This is a genomic window from Vibrio sp. L5-1, from assembly GCF_021728315.1.
In the GTDB taxonomy this organism is placed as follows: Bacteria; Pseudomonadota; Gammaproteobacteria; order Enterobacterales; family Vibrionaceae; genus Vibrio; species Vibrio splendidus_K.
The window spans coordinates 1-22815 of record NZ_JAKKCQ010000011.1; the positions used below are offsets into that span (position 1 = coordinate 1).

Annotated in this window: 17 protein-coding genes, 1 rRNA gene and 1 other annotated feature; of the genes, 9 read left to right on the plus strand and 9 right to left on the minus strand. The window is 43.2% G+C overall.

Annotated elements, in window-relative coordinates; translation table 11 throughout:
* The 4 genes from L3V35_RS23025 to rluD form a co-directional block, all read right to left on the minus strand.
* Positions 1-88 (minus strand): 16S ribosomal RNA (locus tag L3V35_RS23025); the annotation flags it as partial.
* Positions 89-703: 615 nt separating this feature from the next.
* Positions 704-3277, minus strand: coding sequence for an ATP-dependent chaperone ClpB (gene clpB, locus L3V35_RS23030; protein ID WP_017077748.1), 2574 nt, complete (start codon positions 3275-3277; stop codon positions 704-706).
* Between the two features lie 142 nt (positions 3278-3419).
* Complete coding sequence (gene pgeF / locus L3V35_RS23035; RefSeq protein ID WP_237300701.1) at positions 3420-4160, minus strand: peptidoglycan editing factor PgeF; 741 nt, start codon at positions 4158-4160, stop codon at positions 3420-3422.
* A gap of 2 nt (positions 4161-4162) precedes the next feature.
* Positions 4163-5137, minus strand: a complete 975-nt coding sequence (gene rluD, locus L3V35_RS23040) for a 23S rRNA pseudouridine(1911/1915/1917) synthase RluD (protein ID WP_237300702.1) — start codon at positions 5135-5137, stop codon at positions 4163-4165.
* 137 nt (positions 5138-5274) lie between these two features.
* On the opposite strand from rluD, the gene L3V35_RS23045 reads away from it, so the two are divergent.
* From L3V35_RS23045 to yjjX, 6 genes are all read left to right on the plus strand, one after another.
* Positions 5275-6003, plus strand: a complete 729-nt coding sequence (locus L3V35_RS23045) for an outer membrane protein assembly factor BamD (RefSeq protein WP_237300703.1) — start codon at positions 5275-5277, stop codon at positions 6001-6003.
* A 137-nt stretch (positions 6004-6140) separates the two neighbouring features.
* The gene (locus tag L3V35_RS23050) at positions 6141-7565 is read left to right on the plus strand and encodes a lytic transglycosylase F (RefSeq protein ID WP_338121297.1); all 1425 of its coding nucleotides are present in this window, start codon (positions 6141-6143) and stop codon (positions 7563-7565) included.
* A gap of 440 nt (positions 7566-8005) precedes the next feature.
* Positions 8006-8341, plus strand: coding sequence for a ribosome-associated translation inhibitor RaiA (gene raiA / locus L3V35_RS23055; RefSeq protein ID WP_004735034.1), 336 nt, complete (start codon positions 8006-8008; stop codon positions 8339-8341).
* A 110-nt stretch (positions 8342-8451) separates the two neighbouring features.
* Positions 8452-8573 (plus strand) — a sequence feature (Phe leader region).
* A gap of 12 nt (positions 8574-8585) precedes the next feature.
* On the plus strand, positions 8586-9761 hold the full coding sequence (gene pheA, locus L3V35_RS23060; protein WP_004735035.1) for a prephenate dehydratase: 1176 nt from the start codon (positions 8586-8588) through the stop codon (positions 9759-9761).
* Positions 9762-10164: 403 nt separating this feature from the next.
* Positions 10165-12543 (plus strand): EAL domain-containing protein, encoded by a 2379-nt coding sequence (locus L3V35_RS23065; RefSeq protein WP_237300704.1) that lies wholly within the window; start codon positions 10165-10167, stop codon positions 12541-12543.
* The gene (gene yjjX / locus L3V35_RS23070) at positions 12506-13027 is read left to right on the plus strand and encodes an inosine/xanthosine triphosphatase (protein ID WP_065207263.1); all 522 of its coding nucleotides are present in this window, start codon (positions 12506-12508) and stop codon (positions 13025-13027) included. The genes L3V35_RS23065 and yjjX overlap by 38 nt, the downstream gene beginning before the upstream one ends.
* Positions 13028-13152: 125 nt before the next feature.
* Here yjjX and trpR read toward each other — a convergent pair whose 3' ends face one another.
* Together trpR and sltY are read right to left on the minus strand one after the other, a co-directional pair.
* Entirely contained in the window at positions 13153-13446 is a 294-nt protein-coding gene (trpR, locus tag L3V35_RS23075; RefSeq protein WP_017084809.1) for a trp operon repressor, read from the minus strand.
* A 172-nt stretch (positions 13447-13618) separates the two neighbouring features.
* Positions 13619-15568, minus strand: coding sequence for a murein transglycosylase (sltY, locus tag L3V35_RS23080; RefSeq protein WP_237300705.1), 1950 nt, complete (start codon positions 15566-15568; stop codon positions 13619-13621).
* Positions 15569-15832: 264 nt separating this feature from the next.
* Between sltY and ettA the strand changes: the two genes are divergently transcribed.
* The 3 genes from ettA (at position 15833) to L3V35_RS23095 (ending at position 19020) form a co-directional block, all read left to right on the plus strand.
* A complete protein-coding gene (gene ettA / locus L3V35_RS23085; RefSeq protein WP_017106764.1) occupies positions 15833-17500 on the plus strand; it encodes an energy-dependent translational throttle protein EttA in 1668 nt (555 codons plus the stop codon).
* 90 nt (positions 17501-17590) lie between these two features.
* The gene (locus L3V35_RS23090) at positions 17591-17959 is read left to right on the plus strand and encodes a PilZ domain-containing protein (RefSeq protein ID WP_171308531.1); all 369 of its coding nucleotides are present in this window, start codon (positions 17591-17593) and stop codon (positions 17957-17959) included.
* A 50-nt stretch (positions 17960-18009) separates the two neighbouring features.
* Entirely contained in the window at positions 18010-19020 is a 1011-nt protein-coding gene (locus tag L3V35_RS23095; protein ID WP_237300706.1) for a M23 family metallopeptidase, read from the plus strand.
* A gap of 164 nt (positions 19021-19184) precedes the next feature.
* Here the strand turns inward: L3V35_RS23095 and tyrA are convergent, their stop codons facing one another.
* From tyrA to nagZ, 3 genes are all read right to left on the minus strand, one after another.
* Entirely contained in the window at positions 19185-20312 is a 1128-nt protein-coding gene (tyrA, locus tag L3V35_RS23100) for a bifunctional chorismate mutase/prephenate dehydrogenase (RefSeq protein WP_017072892.1), read from the minus strand.
* Between the two features lie 117 nt (positions 20313-20429).
* Positions 20430-21503 (minus strand): 3-deoxy-7-phosphoheptulonate synthase, encoded by a 1074-nt coding sequence (locus tag L3V35_RS23105; protein ID WP_237291130.1) that lies wholly within the window; start codon positions 21501-21503, stop codon positions 20430-20432.
* A gap of 246 nt (positions 21504-21749) precedes the next feature.
* Entirely contained in the window at positions 21750-22739 is a 990-nt protein-coding gene (gene nagZ, locus L3V35_RS23110; protein ID WP_237300707.1) for a beta-N-acetylhexosaminidase, read from the minus strand.
* Positions 22740-22815: the final 76 nt, after the last annotated feature.

Sequence of the window (22815 nt, forward strand, 5' to 3'; positions counted from 1 at the left end):
AGGATTGTTAGTGTCGTTTCCGCTCGACTTGCATGTGTTAGGCCTGCCGCCAGCGTTCAATCTGAGCCATGATCAAACTCTTCAATTTAAGATTTTGTCGGCTCAATGAATACTGACTTCAAAACTAATATTCATCCGAAAATGAACATGTAATTCTAAAGCTATTACCATTCCAACAGAATGGTAATGAATTGACTGTGCCAAATACTTTCTTTCTACAAGAGAAAGTAGTTATTCGTATTGGTCACTCAGTTCATTGAAACCAAAGTTGATTCCGAGGAATCTGTTTTACTTCTCTTAATAAAAAGGGAAGATAAAACGTTTTGATATTCATCAACGAGTGCCCACACAGATTGATAGGTTTAAATTGTTAAAGAGCTTTACTTATTGAGCGTTCCTTTTAGTAAGGAGCCTCTCTAAGTGGACGGCCATTCTAGCGAATTGGATTCCAGTGTCAAACACTTTTTCCAGCTAATTTTTCAAAGCATCTTAAATGCTTAATGTCGTCTCGTTACTTAGTTCAAACCGCTTAGTTATCCCTGGCAACGGAGGCGCATTATAGAGAGAATCCCCCTTTGCACAAGGCCAAAAACGAAAAAAGACCGCAGCAGGCGATCGTTCGGACACTATTTACACAAAGCGTTCAAAATAGGTACGATTACGTCTTAATTTCGACTAATCGTACCTATCGTTCTTACCTTGATTATTGGTGAGCAATAATTCGGTCGTTATTCACTAATAGCTGCACTTTCTTATCCGGATTGATTTTCCCTGCAAGTATCGCTTTCGCTAATGGGTTCTCAACACTCTGCTGAATTGCTCTTTTAAGAGGCCTCGCACCATAGACAGGATCAAAACCGACTTGAGAGATCAACTTCAGTGCTTTGTCCGAAACTTCAAGCTCATAGCCGTTGTCTTCCATTCGTTTCTTCAAATGCTCAAGCTGAATAGCGGCTATTGACTCGATGTGAGCTTGGCCTAATGGATGGAACACGACACTTTCATCAACACGGTTCAAAAACTCAGGGCGGAAATGCTTACCTACCACTTCCATCACTTCATTCTTTATTCCTTGGTAATCGAGCGTATTGAAGTTTTCTTGAATTCTCGAAGAGCCAAGATTAGATGTCATGATCACTACGGTATTTCTGAAATCGACCGTGCGACCTTGTCCATCGGTTAATCGTCCATCATCTAAAACCTGCAATAGAATATTGAAAACATCAGGGTGCGCTTTCTCTACCTCATCAAGCAGAATCACAGAATAAGGTTTTCGACGAACAGCTTCAGTTAAGTAACCACCTTCTTCATACCCAACGTAACCTGGAGGAGCACCAACCAAACGAGCCACTGAGTGTTTCTCCATAAACTCAGACATATCGATACGAACCATGGCATCGTCACTATCAAACATGAAGTTAGCCAATGTTTTACACAGTTCGGTTTTACCTACGCCCGTTGGACCAAGAAATAAGAAAGAACCAATCGGCTTATTTGGATCGGATAAACCAGCACGACTACGACGAATCGCATTCGATACCACTTCTACCGCTTCGGCTTGCCCAATAACCCGCTTATGCAGAACACCTTCCATTTTCAGAAGCTTCTCTTTTTCTGCCTCTAGCATTTTAGAAACCGGAATGCCGGTTTGCTTTGAAAGAACATCGGCAATTTCAGCGTCAGTTACCTTATTACGTAATAAGGTCATTTCTTGCATTTCAGCTTGAGTCGCGAGGTCTAACTGCTTCTCCAACTCTGGGATTCGACCATATTGCAATTCAGACATTCGGTTAAGATCGCCAGCACGCCTTGCAAAGTCCATATCCATACGAGCTTGTTCTAACTCTGATTTGATATGTTGCGTCCCCGAAAGCGCCGCTTTTTCAGCGTTCCAAACTTCTTCAAGCTCAGCAAAATCCCGCTCCTTCTCAGAAAGTTCACTTTGCAGCGTGCGAAGCCTCTTTTCACTGGCTTCATCATTTTCATTAGTGAGAGCTTGCTGCTCGATCTTTAATTGAATGATTTTGCGCTCGAGCTTATCTAGCGACTCAGGTTTTGAATCGATCTGCATGCGAATGCTCGAAGCCGCTTCATCAATGAGATCAATCGCCTTATCTGGTAACTGACGATCTGAAACGTATCGATGAGATAACGTTGCCGCCGCTACGATAGCTGGGTCAGTAATTTCTACATGGTGGTGAAGTTCATAACGCTCTTTTAAACCACGAAGAATCGCAACTGTGTCTTCAACGGTTGGCTCATCGACTATCACTTTTTGGAATCGACGCTCTAATGCAGGATCTTTCTCTATATACTGACGATGTTCATCGAGTGTCGTTGCGCCTACACAATGCAGCTCACCACGAGCCAATGCTGGTTTCAGCATATTACCGGCGTCCATAGAGCCTTCGCCTTTACCTGCTCCTACCATGGTATGAATTTCATCGATGAAGAGAATAATGTTGCCCTCTTCCTTCGATAATTCGTTGAGGACTGATTTCAAGCGCTCTTCAAATTCACCACGATATTTAGCACCTGCAATCAAAGAGCCCATGTCTAATGAAAGAACTCGTCGCCCTCTCAAGCCTTCCGGTACTTCATTATTGATAATGCGCTGCGCCAAACCTTCAACGATTGCCGTTTTTCCGACACCAGGTTCACCAATAATAACGGGGTTATTCTTAGTACGACGTTGAAGTACTTGAATAGTACGACGGATTTCATCGTCTCGACCAATCACAGGATCTAGTTTGCCTTGCTCTGCTCTTTCAGTCAGATCAATGGTGAACTTCTCTAATGCTTGGCGTCTGTCTTCGGCATTCGGGTCATCGACTTTTTGACCACCACGAACTTGCTCGATAGCTTGAGATAGTTTTTGCTCAGTAAGGCCTAACTCTTTAAGTAAGTTCCCTAAAGGACCTTTGTCTTCAATTGCAGCGAGTAGGAATACTTCTGAAGATATGTAACTGTCTTGGCGCTTTTGCGCGACCTTGTCACATAGGTTGAACAACGTTCCCATGGCATTCGAAAGCTGAACATCACCACCGATACCACTTACTTTTGGCACTCGGTCTAATATTTCGCTCAATTTAGAACGCAATTGAACAACATCAATGTTCAGCATAGTAAGCAATGGACGAATCGCACTGCCATCTTGATTAAGCAAAGACACCATTAGGTGTACAGGTTCTATATATTGATGATCACGACCTAATGCGAGCGACTGAGCATCAGATATCGCAATTTGGAATTTACTAGTGAACCGATCGAGACGCATGCCAACCTTCCTACTCTTAGATATGTTTATCTTATGGTTAGAAGATGGATACGGTAACGCGGATTTTCAAGGGATAAGAGTGAAGAATAGAGCTTATATGAAAATATAAATAGGCTGGATGAGTGGTTGTGCTAGCCAGAGATTACTCTAACCAAATAAATGTAGCCTGACGTCCAGTAATGCCATCACGGCGATAAGAATAGAAAGCATCTGAATCTGCGTATGTACATAGATTCGAGTCTGTCACTGAAGTCACGCCAATTTTCATTAATCGTTGAGTCGCGAGTTGAGACATATTTGCCAGCCATTTACCAGCTTCAGCTTTGGCTTTAAATGCTAATTTCGCTTGAGGGTCAAAACGAACAAAAGCTTCCAACACATCGTTGCCAACCTCAAATGCATCTTTGCCAATTGCAGGGCCAAGCCAAGCCATGACCTGATTATCTGAATCTAGATTTGAAAACTTTGCGACGGCATTTTCAAGAATGCCACCAGCAAGACCACGCCAACCCGCATGAACAGCCGCGACTTGAGTGCCTTTGGTATCAGTAAGAATTACTGGCAAGCAATCAGCCGTCATCGCTGAACACACAACACCTGTTGCAGAGGTAAATGCACCATCAGCATCAAGAACATTCGCCACAGGTTCTAAAACCGTAACGACATCTGTTGAGTGAGTTTGATTTAGCCATACAGGAGAGGTGGGCATCTTAAATTGCTGCTTTAGCCACGCTCGATTACTTTCAACAAGCGAAGCATCATCCCCAACGTGCATACCGAGGTTTAACCCTTGATAAGCACCTGTAGAACAACCATCAAAACGAGTCGAAGCAAATGCCTTCACGTTTTGAGGAGCATTCCAGTCAGGGATGATCATTGACATAATTAAATGTCGTCTTCTATGTTTTCGCGAGCATCAACACGCAACGCTTCAGCCATCACAACCATGTCATTTGGCACAGGTGCGTGGAACTCAACTTCTTCACCAGTAATAGGGTGAACAAATTTAAGCATTACAGCATGCAGCGCTTGGCGATCAAAAGAACGAATCATTGTCGTCAGCTCTTCAGATGCACCTTTTGGAATACGTGCACGACCACCGTATGCAATATCACCTAACAGAGGATGCTGAAGGTATGACATGTGAACACGGATTTGGTGAGTACGACCTGTTTCTAGGCGTAGACGAATACGAGTATGTTCGCGGAAGTGCTCCGCAACACGGTAGTGAGTTACCGCAGGCTTACCCAATTCATTCACGTCCATTAAAGTACGCTTAGTTGCATGACGGCTAATGCCTTTCTCAACCATACCACCCGCGGTCATTTTACCAATAGCAATTGCTTCATATTCACGAGTGATACGACGTTTAGCAAGTGCACGTACAAGGCGAGTTTGAGCTGGAACCGTCTTAGCCACAACCATAAGACCGGTTGTGTCTTTATCAAGACGGTGCACAATACCCGCACGAGGTACTTCTGCAATCTGAGGGTAATGGAAAAGCAATGCGTTTAGTATGGTTCCATCCGGCGTACCTGCACCTGGGTGTACAACCAGATCGCGAGGCTTATTGATAACCAATAAATCATCATCTTCATAGACAATGTTTAACGGAATATCTTGTGCTTCCCAGCGCTCTTCATCTGCAAGCTCCGCTTGTAGGATGATCGCTTCACCGCCCAAAACTATGGTGCGCGGTTTAGTGATAACTTCGCCATCCACTTGGATTTTGCCGTCAAGAAGCCACTCTTTAATACGAGAGCGAGAAAAATCGGTAAATAGTTCAGCGACAGCTTGGTCTAAACGTTGACCTAACTGGCTGCTTTTTACTGTGTCTGTTAATGTTATCTGCTGAGCCATATCGAACTTTTTTAAAAACCGTGAGACTAATACCCATTAGTATGGATAAAATAGAATAATTGCATCATTGTATCTGTTACTGGTTAGAAAGTAACGGAAGCTTACGAAATATTTAATTCAAGGAATCGACGCCTGACATGAAACACCTTACTTTATCGGGTCTATTAGCCGTATCACTCTTAGTTGGCTGTTCAAGTACTGAAGAAATAATACCGGATGTACCACCATCGGTTCTTTACTCTGACGCTCAAGAGTCCCTGCAGAGCGGTAGCTGGCTTTCTGCAATCGAAAAGCTAGAAGCTTTAGATTCTCGTTACCCATTCGGCGCCTATTCGGAACAAGTACAGCTAGATCTGATTTACGCGTACTACAAAAATGATGACTTGGCGTTAGGCCTTGCCACCATTTCTCGATTCCTACGCTTAAACCCGACTCATGAAAAACAAGACTGGGTGCTTTACATGCGCGGCCTAACGCACATGGCACAAGACCGTAACTTCATGCACGACATTTTTAATATCGACCGTAGTGACCGAGATCCAGAGCCAGTGAAACTCGCGTTTGCTGACTTCAAACGACTACTGGAACGCTTCCCTAGCAGCCCTTATGCGGAAGATGCGCAAAAACGCATGTTCGCACTTAAGAACCGCCTCGCAGAGTATGACTTAGCAACCGCTGATTTCTACCTACGCCGTGAAGCTTGGATTGCAGCTGTAAACCGAACACAAGAGCTGCAGAAGACTTACCCAGACACCATTGCTGCACGTAAGTCTTTGGATATTCAGTTAGAAGCTTATAAACAACTAGGTTTAGAAGACGCAGCTTCAAGAACAGAAAAATTGATTGAGTTAAACCCACTGCCTTAATCAACGTTGTCATATTTATTCGAAAACGCGCTAATTTATTAGCGCGTTTTTTTTGAACTTAATTTCGTAAACTTGATGAATCGCATAATACACGGTATCTTCAAAAGATAACTTTTAACAAAACATCAACATGGAGTGTGGATGTGAGTAGGTTGTTATTATTTATCTGGATATCGCTATTTAGCCAATTATCCTACGCATTAGAACTGTCCCCGTTAAGCAACAAGCCTTACATGGGTGACTTAGATGTACTCAAAACCAAAGGGACGGTTAGAGTGCTCGTGTCTGCTGATCTTGGTTTTTATTATATCGAGGATGGCAAACCAAAAGGCATCGTGGCTGAAATGCTCTACCACTTTGAGAAGAGCCTTCGTAAGAAACACCCTTACCTCAATGTTCAAATTATCCCAGTGCAGCGAGATGATCTACTTCCCTCATTAGAATCTGGTTATGGCGACGTCGCTGTCGCGAACCTGACGATCACCGACAAGCGATTGCGAATCATCGATTTTTCCGACCCAATGATTAAAGATGGAAAAGAACTGATTATCACAGGAAAGAACTCAGCTCCTATCACCGAAATCAAGCAACTGAGCGGTAAAGAGGTTTGGATCCGTGCAAGTTCGAGTTACTTCGAGAGTGTACAAAGAGTCAATAAAGAACTGAATGAATTAGACTTACCACCGCTGCATGTCCACTTTATTGAGGAGTCATTGCAAGACTACGAGCTGATAGAGTTGGTCAACCAAGGCTATATACAAGGCACAATCCTAGATAGCCATAAAGCAAAGTTATGGACTGACGTAATGGAAAACATTCAGGTCCATCACGATTTACCCTTACGTGAAAATGGCCAAATAGCGTGGGCATTAAGAAAAAATAGCCCTCAACTAAAAAAAGAGATCAACAAATACGTCAAGACGGCACGAACAGGTACCCTACTTGGAAATGTTATCTATCAGAAATACATCGACAACACTCGCTGGTTAGGTAGAGCGCTCAACCCAAATAAAATAGACCGAGTGGCTAAGCTGTCAGATGTTTTTGAAAAGTATTCGAGTAAATACGAATTCGACCCTTTGATGATGTCTGCACAAGGTTTCCAAGAGTCAGGACTGGATCAAAGCCGGGTTTCTCACCGTGGAGCTATTGGTGTGATGCAGGTGTTGCCAAGTACCGCCAAAGACAAAAACGTCAACATCAAAAACATACATAAGGTGGATAACAACATCCATGCGGGCGTGAAATACATGCGTTTCATTAAGGACAGGTATTTTGACGACCCTGCCATTACGCCAGATAATCAAATCTACTTCACTTTGGCTTCTTACAACGCTGGTCCTGCTAAGATCAGAAAGATGAGGCGCATTGCCAAGCAGAAAGGTTACAACCCAAACATCTGGTTTAAAAACGTAGAAATCATCACTCGTAAATACGTGAGCAAAGAACCGGTGACCTATGTCGCCAACATCAACCGTTACTTTGTAATCTATAAGCAGTTACAAGCTATCAATGCTATCCGAGAAAATGGGACAGCGAGACTACTAAAAACCAACGATTAGTTTGTCTTAAACCCTAAGAGCCAGGGGAACTAAGGTGCTAAGGTGCTAAGGTGCTAAGGAAAATTAAAAACACAAAAGCCGCATAAGAAAACTTATGCGGCTTTTGCTTATCAAATTCAGAGAAAGCTTACATAGTGATATATATCACGAGATCTACATCACAAAACACTATTGAGTAAATTTCAATCAAACACTTTCAATAAGCTGTAAGGCGCCCCTAAAAACTGGTTTAATTTTTAGCGAAGCCTTGCCTCCAAGTTATCGTTTTTCATAGAGATAACAAGCATTTTTCGCCAAAAAGATACTAAGACTTGCGTGAGATCACATTTGATTTTAATGCTTATCCCACCCAACCAAAACAAGATCTAGATCACATTCTTTATTCCTGAAAGTCGTAATCTGAAGTTAACCCATGAGGGATACAACAGAGGAAAACTTCTATGAAAATGAACATCACTGGTAAAAACATCGACATTACCTCTGCAATCCGTGATCACATAGAAAGCAAATTTAAAAAGCTGGATAAATGGCAAGTAGACATCATTGGCTGCCAAGCGAGCTTTAGCGAAGAACCAAACAAGAAGAAAAAATTTGAAGCGGTTCTAACCGTACCAAAAGGCCAACTTGTTGCTTCATCAATCCATGACGACCTCTACGTAGCTATCAACGAAGTAGAACAAAAACTAGAGCGTCAACTCAACAAGCTACGCCATAAACCTGAAGCGCGCCGCGCTGAAAAGCCTGAAATCGAAGAGCTAGAAGCTGAAGTAGAATAAGGAAAGAGAACAGATTAAAAAATAGCGCCTCAGGGCGCTATTTTTTTGCTTGACGCTCGTAGCTCGCTTGCTTATTGTGTTTAAACATTCATAAAACAATCACTTTTTATGCACACTCAATCTTTGTTTATTTTTGACTTCTTTTTTCTTCCGTAAATCGGAGGCTGAGTCGTTTTAGAAAAACAAGTCAAAAACGAACAAGAAGCCTCCCACACTAGGGAGGCTTTTTTATAAGGACACATTTATGACTGACCGTTCAATTTCACTGGATGATATCCGCCTTCGTCTTAATGATTTAGATGACGAACTGCTGAGTTTACTTTCCGAACGTCGCAAACTCAGTATCGAAGTTGCGAAAAGTAAAGTAGAGACATCAAAACCTGTACGCGATGCCGTTCGTGAGCAGCAGCTTCTGGTTAAGCTGATTAACAACGGCAAAGATAAATATGAGCTTGATGCGCAGTACATTACTAAACTGTTTCACACCATCATCGAAGATTCGGTTTTACTACAGCAGTCATACTTACAAAACCTAGCGAACCCGCAAAGCCGTAAACCTCTGGCTCGAGTTGCATTCTTAGGTTCTAAAGGTTCATATTCTCATCTTGCTAGCCGTGAATATTTCAGCCGCAAGAATATGGAATTGATAGAGCTTAACTGCAATCACTTCAAAGAAGTGGCATCGACGGTGGAATCTGGTCATGCCGATTACGGTGTGCTGCCGATTGAGAACACCAGTTCTGGTTCAATCAACGAAGTTTATGACCTTCTGCAACATACAACGCTATACATCGTGGGTGAGCTGTCTCAGCCTATCGAACACTGCTTAGTTGCGAAAAATGATATTCGTTTAGAAGACATCAAAACCCTCTATTCACACCCACAACCTCACCAACAGTGCAGTGAATTTTTGAGTCGTCTTAAAGGTGTCAGCCTTGAGTCTTGCGCAAGTACAGCTGATGCAATGAAGAAGGTTAAAGATCTGGAGGGCGATGATGTGGCAGCAATTGGCAATGCATCGAGCGGCAAGCTTTATGGGCTTCAGCCAATCCAAGGCAACATTGCAAACCAAACTGAGAACCACACTCGTTTCATCGTTGTGGCGCGTAAGCCGGTAGAAGTATCAACTCAAATCCCAGCTAAAACGACACTGATCATGTCGACTTCTCAAGAGGCGGGTTCTTTGGTAGAAACTCTACTAATCCTACAACGCTTGGGTATCAACATGACTAAGCTGGAATCTCGTCCTATCATGGGTAACCCATGGGAAGAGATGTTCTACGTTGATTTAGAAGCACACTTGGATGCAGATAATATGCAGCAAGCGATAACAGAACTAACTGCCATTACTCGTCACCTAAAAGTGTTGGGTTGTTATCCAAGTGAAAACATCAAAGCGACGCAGGTTAAGTTGTCATAGCTTTTAACAAACATAAACTTTCAACGAACATAAGCTCTTAACAAACATAAGTTTTTAACGAACAAACGTTTAAAGCTGGCATAAGTTTAAATCTGCTATAAGCATTTGGCCTACAGTAGGCCAAATGCTAAAACCTGCGGCTAGTGGAATAACTCGTACTCAGGAATACTCACACTACGTATTCCTGAGACATGACTCGATTATTTCACTGGCTGTACATGCCTTCTAACCCACACCATTCAACACCTTCTTAACAAAAAACTCATTAGTGGCTTTTTTATCAATAAAGACAAAACCTTACCCCCTTCACAGGAAATCATCGAACTACGTGTAATTAATAGCGAGTAAGTATTAAGTAACATAAACTTACGCGCTTAAATTATAAATAGTGTTGTCATTAACTATGAAGCTAAGTACGAAAATCTTACTACTGATAACCCCTGTGATACTGATCAGTACCGCAGCTTCTAGCTATATTATTTATTCAACGCAGAAAAGCAGTTTTATCAAACGCGAAGACAACGCACTTCAGCTGAACATGGAAAAGTTGGCAGGATATTTTCGACAGTCTCGCTCGTTCCTAAATAGCTACTCTTACACCTTGACCCAAAGTGACATGATGAAGCGTTACTTTCTCACTGAACAAAACTTATCTCGCGATCTTGAACTGGTTAGTAACCTTCGAGAAGCCATACACTTCTTGCAAGATGACGATGAAAGCTATACCGGGTTAGCGCTTCTCAATAGTCAGCGAAAGTTGAGTTATTACGCTGATAATAACAGCGACTCACGCACTCAGATTGACAGCAAAATATTGGATTTTGTGGATCAGTACTATCAAGACACCTTAGCAGCATCAAGTACCAACTATATTCAAAACTCTCAAGGTGAAGGGATGTTGGTTCACTACGAAAAGGTAGACAAAAAAACGATTTTCCCAACCGCAAACAATCACCCCGACGATGTGTTCTTTGTTGTTGTGTCAGTCTCTCTCGATAAATTTAATGCGCTGAGAAAACAGATAGAGTTCGACTACCAAACCAGCTTATTCTTCACATCTATAGCGGTTTCTCTGGAAAATAATGTCACCCACTCAGTCAAGCTTGCGCCAGAACTATACGCCACAGTTGACCCGGCGCCATTCCTATTGGAAAACAAGCTCGAATCAATTTGGAATAAGCTGAGTTTGTCCTTTGCACTATCCGCGTTTGTGACGGTTGCTCTGCTACTCATGCTTTTGTCTCGCAGTGTGATATCCCCGATAACACGACTCGACCGACAACTGCAGCAAGTCGAAAAAAAACAACGTAAGAACATCGAACGCTTAGGCACTCGTGATGAGCTTGGCCGCCTATCACAGCGTTTTTATGACATGTACCAAGAGTTAGATAACACCTACCAACAGACCAAGCTATTGGCCGAGAATGATCAATTAACCCAAATAGCCAATAGGCATCAATTTCAAACCTTCGTTCAGCAATCATTACCCAAGCCTAGCTCGAATACCAAAACCTGGGTTCTCTACTTTGACCTAGATAACTTCAAGTTTGTGAACGACAAATATGGACATCAAATCGGCGACTCCATTCTAGTCAGTTTTGCTCAGCGTATTTCAGATATTTGTAGCCACTATAAAACAGAGTTTGACGCTCATTGTATGCCAGCCCGACTTTCTGGAGACGAGTTCGTTGTGTACATTAACGCGCCTACTCGCCAAGGGAATATCGCGCATAGATTCTCTGATAGCTTACTGACGCCACTACAAAAAGGTTTTATCACAGAATCAGGGAGCTTTCCGATCACGGTCAGTATTGGTATTGCTACCTACCCCAATGATGGCCACTCCATCGAAAAGCTACTGTCGAACGCTGATACCGCGATGTACCAAGCCAAACGCGCAGGTAAAAACCAATTTGCTGACTATTCACGAGATTTAGACAAAGCGATTCAACGCCAAGCAAACATTGAACGCGCACTCAGAGACAAGAACTTTGATGATGAATTTAGGCTCGTTTATATGCCGTACATGGATTCAACCGGAACCCATGTTATTGGTGTTGAGGTGTTATTACGTTGGAATTCGGAGCAACTAGGCTTGGTTCCACCTGATGAATTCATTCCAATTGCCGAGCAGACTGGATTATTCGATCAGGTTGATCAGTGGGTCATTCAGAATGCATTTGCTTCTTTTCATCGACTTCAGGCTCAGTTTGATCACGCAATTCAGTTGTCGATTAACTTATCTTCTGCTGGGATTGAAACGACTGATCTTGCTGACTTCATCAAAGAGCACGCCGATTTAAATCGAATTCCGCCAAGTTTGATTGATTTTGAAATTACCGAAACCTTTTACTCAAACTCTGAAGGTTTTCCGCTGCTTAACGAACTATCTGATATGGGCTATCGATTAGCCATTGATGACTTTGGATCTGGCTACACCTCCATCACTCAACTGGTGCAGTATCCAACTCAAAAAATTAAGCTCGATAAAGCCTTTTTAGACACCTTAATTGAGACCGATAATCAGAACATAGTAAAACCGGTTATCGGGTTATGTCATGCTCAGGGTAAGAAGGTCACAGCCGAGGGCATCGAAACTGAAAGCATGCATCAGTGGTTGCAAGAAGCACAGTGCGATATGCTACAAGGCTATTACTTCGGTAAACCTATGCCATTAGAAGAACTGAGTGATTGGTACCGACAGCATCAACTCAATTTAATCGATAACAAAAAGAATCCAATACATGAAATCTGTAATCATCGCATCGCTGAACCCAGCTAAAATTAACGCAGTTAAAAGTGCATTCTTATCTGCTTTTCCTGATACTGAATTGGATTTCAAAGGCATCAGCGTCCCTAGCGGTGTCGCCGATCAACCGATGAGCAACGACGAAACCTATCAAGGTGCGGTAAATCGCGTTCACAACGCAACTCAAGCTCAACCTGATGCGGATTTTTATGTTGGATTAGAGTCTGGAATAGAAGGAAAGGTTACATTTGCTTGGATGGTCGTTGAAGCAAACGGTCAGCGCGGAGAATCTCGATCTGCAAGCTTGATGCTGCCACCCGTTGTGCTTGATAAACTCCAACATGCGAATGAGCTAGGTGATGTGATGGATGAAGTCTTCGGCACCGACAACATAAAACAAAAAGGCGGTGCGATTGGCTTATTGACACATAACCAACTATCTCGCAGCTCTGTATATAGCCAAGCTTTAATCCTAGCGCTGATCCCATTTGTTAACCCTAAGCACTTCCCTGCTTAGTCTTGTTTAAGAAACACGATATTTCGCCTCTCTAGAGGTAATATCATTGAGCGGGATAAAAACAAAAAACGCTAACCTATGGTTAGCGTTTTTATCAAGTTCTTAAGGCTTACTGTTTTAAATGCTTACTTGAGTAACAGCTCTGCAATTGCCGCTTTCTCTTGCTCAGATTTAGCCTTTAGCTCATTAGAGCCTCGCGTGATCGTAGCCACACCCACACCTAACATTTGGCTCACCTGTCTTTGTGACATGTCCCCTTTCATGAGTTCACAAAGAATATTCACTCGAGCGACCAAAGCGTCTCGCTCATCAGGTGTCATCATCATGGTCAACAACAGTTCATGCTGATCTTTCTCAGCCGCTGTTTTTACCAAATCCATTAGTTGTTGCCAATTCTCATATTCAGGTTGTGATGCCATATCTCTACACTTACTTTTAAATTTTGGCTTGAAGTAGCCGCTTAATGATTGAAAGCGTTTAACACTTTATACCGAAACACTTGCTTTGATCCAATGTAAAAAGGCAGCAAGTGGAACTGGTTCGCACTCACTGCCTTTAATATTACTCAGTTTCGGAGAAAGTACCGAACACCTAGTATTTCGTTTCGGCCTCATGAGGCGCTAAAAACATCCCTTTCTCGCCCAAGATATCTCGATAGTAAGTCTCAAACATCAAGATATTCTGAACGTAGCCCCGAGTCTCTTTGAATGGGATCATTTCGATAAAAGCAAATGCATCGAGCTTTTCATCGCTGCGTGAACGCCATTGTTTCACACGACTCGGGCCTGCATTATAAGCAGCAAATGCAAAAATACGGTTGTTATCATATTGAGCTAATAGGCCATCTAGATAGTGGCTACCAATCTCAATGTTCTTGCCGACATCATAAAGATCATCGCTGTCCTGGTACTTAATCTTATGTTTTTTAGCCGTATATTGCGCCGTCTTTGGCATAATTTGCATGATGCCACGCGCGCCAACTGGAGAGCGAGCCTCTGAATCCATCGCACTCTCTTGCCTCGCTAAAGACATTAAGGTAATCGGGTCTATATCGTGCTTTTCTGCGTAGAAGTTAAACCACCACTTATGAGCAACAGGAAAGCGTAAAGCGATGTTGTCCCACATCTTCGCAGAGATGCTCGCAGTCACTGTAAAGTGGTTCCAACGCTGCGTCGCAGCATGAGCGGCAAGCATTGATTTCTGATCTTTATCAGCATTGGTTAACAACCAACGCCATTCACTCTTCGCTGCCGCAATTTTATCTCGGTCAATCAGCTCGCCGATTCGAACCAAAGAAGTCTCAAATGGCTTTACTGTTTCAGCGTTGTATTTGAGTGTCGATGTTGGGTACTGAACTGGCTTACCTAACTGCTTAGCCGCAGCCACACTGTAGAAATTACGCTGACCCAAGATATCTGACAGTCGTTTGTTACCCTTAGCAGTATCACCGAGTGCTATCTCTGCTCTACCCTGCCAATACTGCCAGCGAAGCGAAGCCTGATGCTTATCATCTAAGCGCGCTATCCACTCTTTCAAGCCAGTCCAATCTGCATGCTGAATAGCTAAACGAGCACGTCTTTCCAACAAGACTTGCTTTGATGAACTCTCGAGCATTTTGTCTCGCCACGCCATCAACTCTTCAGAGTCGGTATTGATCAAGCGGAACGTTAGGTAGTCCGCTAGCTCTTGGGATTTTTCTTTCGAAAACTTTTGAGCTTTCACAACATCATCAAAAACCTCTTGAGCGCTGCTTGCTGATTTCCTTGCTAGCTTCTCGAAACCAAATTCGGTTTGAGCTTGATAGAATTCATTCGCAGGATGCTTCTTAGCAAACGCGAGCACATTTTCAGGCTTGTTGTACAGCGCCTTCATCTGCTTAGCTTGAGCAATTGACTCATCATGATCTAATTGCTTAATCAGATAGGTCATCAGCTCACCGTTACGGCCTTCAAACGCTAACAGCATCCTTTCGAGGATCAGGTCATCCGTTCTTAGACCGGCTTTATCCCATCCTTCAAAAAGTGGATCACAAGCGTCATCAACACCACTGCCACTTAACCAAAGCTGTTTCGCCCCTTTAAAGGCGATCTCTTGATTACCTTGCTCATAATGCGCTCGATAATAGATACATTGGTATTTTTCACCAACTGGCTCTTGGGTCTGAAATTCAAGGATCGTTTGCCATTGCTTTTGAGAGGCCAATGAATCTAAGTAAGGTGCGCGCATACGATTCGAAAATGGCAGCGCTTTACTCTCTTCAATAAAAGCATCGACTTCAACAGGTGTGCGATCACCTAGGCCTATGAGAAAGGCACGATAATCCGTGTAAGGCGTTAACGGATATGTTTGAATTTTGTTACGTAGCGCAGAGTAAGCTTCTAGATCACGGTTGTCTAAAACCTCTTGCGCTCTGTCATAAACATCACGCTGCATTTCAAGCTCGGAGGCATTGCTAGCCATAACCATCGGAGCCAGTGAAAATGAAGACAAAATTGCCGATGCAGCCACAGCAATTTTCGTATTACCAATGCGGAAAAACATTCGCTCTTTCCTTAGTGCGTGTATGAATACGTGAAGTCTATTTACGCCCGACATCACATCAAATGTAAAGAGTTTGAGTGTAAATATTATTAATATTTAACACTTCGCCTCAGAAGCTTATTAAATATAGTTTTAATGACCAATGTGACAATAATAGGTAAGGATTAGTTCAAGAATGGCTTTTCTGTCCTAGGAGTAACATCTTTGGGGATATTGGTATAAAATAGCCGACAATTTTGAACAATAAATTAGGATCGATCGGCAATGGCTGAATACGTATATACCATGTCTCGGGTGAGCAAAACTGTTCCACCTAAGCGTCAAATTCTTAAAGACATTTCTCTTAGCTTTTTTCCTGGCGCTAAAATCGGTGTTTTGGGTCTAAATGGTTCAGGTAAATCTACCCTACTACGTATCATGGCTGGTATTGATACTGATATTGATGGTGAAGCTCGTGCACAACAAGGTCTTAAAGTCGGTTACCTACCGCAAGAGCCTGTACTAGACGAATCAAAAACAGTGCGTGAAATCGTAGAAGAAGCGGTTTCTGATGTTGCAGACGCGCTTAAGCGTATCGACGCAGTTTACGCAGCTTACGCAGAACCAGATGCAGATTTTGACGCACTAGCAAAAGAGCAAGGCGAACTAGAAGCTCTGATTCAAGCGAAAGACGGTCACAACCTAGAGACAGCTCTAGAGCGTGCTGCTGATGCACTTCGTCTTCCTGAGTGGGATGCGAAAATCGAACTCCTATCCGGTGGTGAACGTCGTCGTGTTGCGATCTGTCGTCTACTTCTAGAGAAGCCAGACATGCTGCTTCTTGATGAACCAACTAACCACTTGGATGCAGAATCAGTGGCTTGGCTTGAGCACTTCCTTGTTGATTACAGCGGTACTGTTGTGGCAATTACCCACGACCGTTACTTCCTAGACAACGCTGCTGGCTGGATTCTAGAACTTGACCGTGGTGAAGGTATTCCATGGGAAGGTAACTACACATCTTGGCTAGAACAGAAAGATGAGCGTCTGAAGCAAGAGAAATCAGGCGAAAGCGCACGTCAAAAGACTATCGAGAAAGAACTTGAATGGGTTCGTCAGAATCCTAAAGGCCGTCAGGCTAAATCTAAAGCTCGTATGGCTCGTTTTGAAGAACTAACAACTGGCCAATACCAGAAGCGTAACGAAACCAACGAACTGTTCATCCCGCCAGGTGAGCGTTTAGGTGACAAGGTACTTGAAGTTAAGAACCTAACTAAGTCATTTGGTGACCGTGTTCTTATCGACGACTTATCGTTCAGCATGCCTAAAGGCGCTATCGTCGGTATCGTTGGTGCCAACGGTGCGGGTAAATCAACACTATTCAAGATGCTAAGCGGCGCAGAACAGCCAGATTCAGGCACAGTTGAATTAGGCGAAACGGTTAAGCTTGCTTCTGTTGATCAGTTCCGTGACAGCATGGATGACACCAAAACAGTATTCCAAGAGATCTCTGAAGGCGCTGATATCATTAAGATCAACAACTTCGAAATCCCTGCTCGTGCATACTGCTCTCGCTTCAACTTCAAAGGCAACGACCAACAGAAAATCATCGGTCAGCTTTCTGGTGGTGAACGTAACCGTGTTCACCTAGCGAAACTGTTAAAAGCGGGCGGTAACGTACTGCTACTCGATGAGCCAACCAATGACCTTGATGTCGAAACTCTGCGTGCACTTGAAGAAGCGCTGCTTGAGTTCCCTGGCTGTGCAATGGTTATCTCGCATGACCGTTGGTTCCTTGACCGTATTGCGACCCATATCTTAGACTACCGTGATGAAGGTCAAGTTAACTTCTACGAAGGTAACTATACTGAGTACACAGAGTGGCTGAAGAAGACTCTGGGCGCACAAGCGGCTGAACCGCACCGTATCAAGTACAAGCGTATTGCTAAGTAAATTAGCTTGTATTTTGAACAAAGGCCGCGATAATAGCGGCCTTTGATATATCTGGCTTACTATTTACCTATTGATATAGAGAAATTACCTATGCTTGAAAGACGTCAATTTTCACGAGTTATTTATCAAGTCCCGACGGAGATCTCACAAGGACAAGTAAATGTATCAGGCTCAGTGCAAGACTTATCTCTCCATGGTTTACTCATTCAATGTGATAAATGGCAGCAACTCAGCCACGATGCTCCTGTTCAAGTCAGCTTTAAGCTCACCAACAGTGATATCAATATTCAGTTAGAAGCAATGATAGTCTCTACCATCAATACCTCAATGCGTTTACGCATAGAGCATTTAGATATTGATAGTATTGGCCACCTTAAGCGCCTTGTTGAGCTTAATGTCGGCGACGATGAACTGCTTTATAGAGAGATTGAACACCTTACCGATTTGGGTAAAGAATAATATCTCCATTACCCTTTTTTCTATTAGAAGCATTTAGTTAATACAGAACCATGTCTAAAAAAATTTCCATTACTATTCCCTCTAACCAAGGGGAACAGACGTTTTACTTCGGCCGAAAAGCCGTGCTCATGTGCACCACTGCCATTTTTTCAGTGCCACTGTTAATTGGCGGAGCTGCATACATGCACTTCGAAGGTAAACAAGAGCTCGCGATGCAAGCAGGCGATGCACAACAGTTGATTGAAACGCTGATTGTTGAAAAAGAGCAAACCGAGTTTCTTTACGCTGAGCAGGTAGAAACCAATCACTCGTTATCGCAAACACTGACAGAAAAAGAAGGCACCATTCAACTGCTTGGTAAGCGTGTATTTGATGTGGAATCCGTGCTGGGTCTTGCTGATGAAGAACTGCTTACCGATGATATCTCTTTAGAAGATCGCATTGATGCTGCGGCGGTAGATTCAGCAGTAAGAGCGACGATGTTCCGTTTGATTCCAAACGACAGTCCTATGGCTTATCAACGTATCTCTTCTTCTTATGGTAGCCGTACTAATCCTATTTCAGGAAAACGCCATGTACATACTGGTATCGATCTAACGTGTAAGCGTGGTGAAGATATTGTCGCGCCCGCAGATGGCGTTATTGAAACGGTACGGCCAAGTAAAAAAGGCTTCGGTAACTTTATTACTATGCGTCATTCGTTCGGCTTCATGAGTTCTTACGCACATCTACAAAAATTCAAAGTTCGCAGCGGTCAGTTTGTTAGTAAAGGTGATGTGATTGCGAGTTGTGGTAACTCAGGTAACTCAACCGGGCCACACCTGCATTATGAAGTACGCTTTCTTGGTCGCTCCCTAAATCCGCAATACTTAATGGATTGGACACCGGAAAACTTCAACTACGTGTTCGAGAAAGAGAAAAAGGTTAAGTGGGGTCCACTGGTTCAACTGATTGATAATGTGGTTCGCTTGCAGATCAACCTGACGAATGTGCCTTACATTAGCTCGACTATCGACACGGTATCAAGTGAAGATACTAAAAAGCCTATCGCGACTAACTAGTTATTAGCTGTTGGTTATTAGCTATTGATTATTAGGGCCAGTTGGTTTGGCCTATGATGATCTAATTGCTTTTAGCCTACTGTAGGCCAACTACTTTTAGTCCTGAATTAGATAAAAAAAGAGCGACCATCAGGTCGCTCTTTTTTTATAATTTCAAATAGTGATTAGCCACGATGAATAGAGTCATGTGCTTGTTTTAAAAGGTTTTGGCTCTCTTGCAAGAACTGTTGCGAGTAATCTCCAAACCAATCACTGACTTGATTAAAGCTATCAACAAACTTGGCTTTATCTTTCCCATCCAAGATTTCTAATGCTTCACCGAAACGACTGTGGAAGCGTCGAATCATCTCAATATTCTCATCCGAAGAAAGAATGATATCACCGTACAAGTTCGGGTCTTGAGCAAACAGACGGCCAACCATCGCAATTTCAAGTCGGTAGATTGGTGAGCTTAGCTTCAGAAGCTGATCAATGTTCGGGTTCTCTTTACTCAGGTGCAATCCGTAAGCAAAAGAGGTGAAGTGGCGAAGTGCTTGAATCAAGGTCATGCCGTGGTCGTGTTCAGCAGCATCCATTTGGCACAGGCTCGCGCCCCAAATACCAAATTGATTCAGCAACCATTGGTAGCTTTCAGAACCACGTCCATCACTGTAAACAATCACTTGTTTCGCAAGGCTTGGAACATCAGGACCAAACATTGGGTGTAATCCAACCACTGGGCCTTGGTGCATGTTCATCATGGCTTGTAGAGGTTTTGATTTAATCGACGTCAAATCACAAAGAATACAATCGCTTGGTAGGTTACCCAGCTTCGCAATAACACCTTCAGTTAGATGAATTGGAACCGTTACAACCACAAGGCCAGCATTATCTAAGATCTCATCGGCTTTATCCCAATCTTGGCTGCCGAGAATTTTCACTTCGTAACCAGAAAGCTTGAACATACGTCCAAACAAACCGCCAAGCTGACCATTACCACCAACGATAACCACTGAACGCAACTCGGGGTTAAGGCACTTAAAGCCAGAGTCTTTCTCACTGGCATAAGACTCACGCATAGTACGACGCAAAATATCTTCGATTAACTGCGGTGGAACCCCTATTTTCTCGGCTTCTTGACGACGAGATGCCAGCATCGCAGCTTCGCGCTCTGGTACATAAATAGGTAAACCATGTTCGCTTTTCACTTCGCCTACTTTCTCTACTAGAGCAAGACGTTGAGCCAGTAAATCCAACATTTGTTTATCGACAGCATCGATTTGGTCGCGTAATTCGTTCAGTTCAACGGCCATTTTATTCCTTACTCATCTATAAGCCCGTGCTAATCTTTAAGCCCACCTGGCGCAGGTTCGTTAGCAACAGATCTTAAAATGCCCCATTAGATGAGGCACTTAAATTTTAAACCCTGACTAACCTTTCAAGCGGTTCTCTAAGAACGGGACTAATTCCGTATGTGCATGCTTCAATAGTGCCTCAGTTGACTCCCAATTGATACACGCGTCCGTGATAGATACCCCGTATTTCATCTCATTGAGAGGTATATCTGAAGATTGGTTTCCTTCGTTAATATGGCTCTCAATCATCAGGCCGATAATCGACTTATTACCTTCACGAATCTGATGGATGACATCTTCAGCCACCAGCGGTTGGCGACGGAAATCTTTACGAGAGTTCGCATGGCTACAGTCAACCATTAGTGCCGCCTCTAAGCCAGACTTACCCAGCTCTTGCTCACATTCGTGTACAGATACTGAATCGTAGTTCGTCTGCTTACCGCCACGTAAAATTACGTGACCATTTGGGTTACCTTGCGTCGTGAGTAGTGCGACTTGACCTTCACGGCTGATACCCATGAAACGGTGGCTAGAAGAAGCCGCCTGCATTGCATTGATTGCAGTACCTAGATTGCCATCCGTACCATTCTTAAAGCCGATTGGCATTGAAAGACCACTCGCCATTTCGCGGTGGGTTTGTGACTCAGTCGTACGTGCGCCGATTGCTGCCCAGCTGAATGTATCTGCTAGGTATTGTGGGCTGATTGGGTCTAGCGCTTCGGTCGCTAGTGGGATTTCCATCTCAGCTAACTCAACTAAAAGCTCACGACCAACATGCAGACCATGCTCAATATCGAACGTACCATCTAGATGTGGGTCATTGATCAAGCCTTTCCAACCAACAGTGGTACGAGGCTTTTCAAAGTAAACACGCATAACAATATACAGTTGGTCGCTCAGTTCTTCAGAAAGTGCTTTGAGGCGTTTCGCGTACTCTTTCGCAGCTTCAATATCATGGATAGAACATGGGCCACATACTACAAGCATGCGATGATCTTTCTTATGAATGATATTTGCTATAGTTTCACGAGACTCTTGAATGAAACGACGAGCATTATCACTCAAAGGCAGTTTTGCTTTTAACTCCTCTGGAGTAATCAGTACCTGTTCGTCGATGATATTGACATTGCTTAATTCACTTTTCTGCATAACTCAACCTGTATATTTATTTTTACACCCAATATTTCCATTTGGGCTGACAATCTTTAAAAACACAATAACAGCTACAAAAACGATTGCAAGTGTAAACAATAAAAAACATTTACTGTAAATTTAAATTTACACGCTCTCTTTAGTTCACTCTGATACACAAACCAGTTTAAACCGCGCCCCACACATACAAAAAAGGCGATATTTCTCATATCGCCTTCTTCAAACTTATAGAGTGTTTATTTATCACCCAGCGTTTAACATTCGCTTAATTTGCTCTGAGGCCTTTTTCCATCGACTATCTGAGTGAAGCGTCGATAAATCAAAGCTGTGCTTTTTAAGCAATGAGTTGGCTAAAAGCACCTCTTGAATCGCTAAGTGATCAAGAGCCTCAATTTGTGCATCTCGCTTATTACACATCAACACCATGTCACACCCCGCATTCAGAGCAGCCTTCGCTCTATCGGCTGGCCCACCCATAATCGCAGCACCTTCCATAGTTAGGTCATCAGAGAACACCAAGCCTTTAAATCCAAGCTGTTGCTTCAATACTTTCTGCAACCAATACTCAGAGCCACTCGCTGGCTGATCATCATAGTGCGAAAAAACCACGTGCGCAGGCATCATCGCATCTAATATTCCAGCTTCAATTTGAGCCTTGAAGATGGCCATGTCGGTTTCAAAGATGTCATCTCTAGGATCGTAAGGCGTTTCAAGGTGCGAATCAGCAATCACACCGCCGTGTCCTGGGAAGTGCTTCCCTGTTGTCGCCATTCCAACCGATTTCATGCCTTTAATAAAAGCACTGCTGTGGCGAACGATGGTCTCAATATCTTCACCAAACGCTCGGCTACCAATCGCTTTACAGTCGTGACCTTTATCTAATACAGGCGCAAAGCTCAGATCGATATCATGGGCAATCAATTCCGCCGCCATCAACCAACCGGCTTGTTCTGCTAACTGCTCACCATTATTCTTAGTCGAGAATTCTTGAGCGGCAGGGATAATTGAAAATCCATTGCGGAAACGCTGAACTCGGCCACCTTCTTGGTCAACACCAATCAAAATAGGACGTTTCGCTACCTTGCGGATCTCTTTGTTTAACGCCGAAAGCTGTTTGCTATCGTGGTAGTTTCGAGCAAATAAGATGAGACCACCAACGGTTGGATGCTCTAAAATTTCTCTGTCTTCAGCTGTTAGCTCATAGCCCGCAACATCTACCCACAACGGTCCCATATTTATCCCTTATTAAACCTAATTTCATAAACTTCCCGAGATTATTCTCTTTAAATTTGCTTTACAATGTTTTTAA

Coding starts and splice junctions, on each gene's coding strand:
- L3V35_RS23090 (WP_171308531.1), top strand. CDS start 17,591: ATGCTTGAAAGACGTCAATTTTCACGAGTTATTTATCAAGTCCCGACG.
- ettA (WP_017106764.1), top strand. CDS start 15,833: ATGGCTGAATACGTATATACCATGTCTCGGGTGAGCAAAACTGTTCCA.
- clpB (WP_017077748.1), bottom strand. CDS start 3,277: ATGCGTCTCGATCGGTTCACTAGTAAATTCCAAATTGCGATATCTGAT.
- trpR (WP_017084809.1), bottom strand. CDS start 13,446: ATGGCATCACAACCTGAATATGAGAATTGGCAACAACTAATGGATTTG.
- L3V35_RS23065 (WP_237300704.1), top strand. CDS start 10,165: ATGAAGCTAAGTACGAAAATCTTACTACTGATAACCCCTGTGATACTG.
- sltY (WP_237300705.1), bottom strand. CDS start 15,568: ATGTTTTTCCGCATTGGTAATACGAAAATTGCTGTGGCTGCATCGGCA.
- pheA (WP_004735035.1), top strand. CDS start 8,586: ATGACTGACCGTTCAATTTCACTGGATGATATCCGCCTTCGTCTTAAT.
- L3V35_RS23045 (WP_237300703.1), top strand. CDS start 5,275: ATGAAACACCTTACTTTATCGGGTCTATTAGCCGTATCACTCTTAGTT.
- L3V35_RS23105 (WP_237291130.1), bottom strand. CDS start 21,503: ATGCAGAAAAGTGAATTAAGCAATGTCAATATCATCGACGAACAGGTA.
- rluD (WP_237300702.1), bottom strand. CDS start 5,137: ATGGCTCAGCAGATAACATTAACAGACACAGTAAAAAGCAGCCAGTTA.
- raiA (WP_004735034.1), top strand. CDS start 8,006: ATGAAAATGAACATCACTGGTAAAAACATCGACATTACCTCTGCAATC.
- pgeF (WP_237300701.1), bottom strand. CDS start 4,160: ATGTCAATGATCATCCCTGACTGGAATGCTCCTCAAAACGTGAAGGCA.
- nagZ (WP_237300707.1), bottom strand. CDS start 22,739: ATGGGACCGTTGTGGGTAGATGTTGCGGGCTATGAGCTAACAGCTGAA.
- L3V35_RS23095 (WP_237300706.1), top strand. CDS start 18,010: ATGTCTAAAAAAATTTCCATTACTATTCCCTCTAACCAAGGGGAACAG.
- tyrA (WP_017072892.1), bottom strand. CDS start 20,312: ATGGCCGTTGAACTGAACGAATTACGCGACCAAATCGATGCTGTCGAT.
- yjjX (WP_065207263.1), top strand. CDS start 12,506: ATGAAATCTGTAATCATCGCATCGCTGAACCCAGCTAAAATTAACGCA.